The sequence below is a fragment of the Kineococcus glutinatus genome (assembly GCF_039542765.1).
In the GTDB taxonomy this organism is placed as follows: Bacteria; Actinomycetota; Actinomycetes; order Actinomycetales; family Kineococcaceae; genus Kineococcus_A; species Kineococcus_A glutinatus.
Window position 1 is genome coordinate 847 of record NZ_BAABIL010000884.1, and the last position, 625, is coordinate 1,471.

At 80.3% G+C, this 625-nt stretch carries 1 protein-coding gene; it reads right to left on the minus strand.

Annotated features, from left to right (window positions below):
- Positions 1–625, minus strand: a 625-nt coding sequence (locus ABEB16_RS22335; RefSeq protein WP_345714348.1) for a DNA glycosylase AlkZ-like family protein, incomplete at both ends; no start/stop codon positions are given.

Below are 625 nucleotides of genomic sequence, written 5' to 3' on the forward strand. Positions count from 1 at the left end.
GTGCCCACCACCCGGCCACCGGCCAGCACCGTCGCCCGGAACACCCCGTTGCCGCCCGGCACCACGAGCGGGGCGAACGCCGCGTCGAGCGTGGCGCTGCGGTCGGCGTAGCCGAGGAGGAGCTCGTCGAAGCCCGGCAGCAGCAGCACACCGGCCGCCTCCGCGCGGTGCTCGGCCAGCAGCTGCGGGGTGCGCGGGTCCAGGTGGTGCTCCACGCCGTCGACGCGCACGCGCTCCAGCTGTCCGGCGGCCAGCGCCAGCGCCGCCCGGGCGTCACCCACCGGCAGACCGGCCCAGCGCGCCAGGTCCGCGGCGGTGGCGGGGCCGTGGCTGCGGGCGTAGCGCAGCGCCAGCTCCGCCAGGGCCTCCTCCCGCTCCAGGCGCCGCGGCCGCGGGATCCACGTCGCGGCCGCCACCACGAGCTGCTCGGCGCCCGCCAGCGGCCCGAGGCAGACGTCACCGGTGACGGCCAGGTGGTGCAGCAGGTGGTAGCCGCGGCCCCCGCCGACGTCCAGGCCCGCCGCCTGCCACGCCGCGAGCAGCTCCTCGCGCCGCAGCCGCGCCCGGCCGGCCAGCGCCGCCAGCGCCGGCTGCCGCGCCCGCTCGCAGGTGGCGTCGTCGAGGC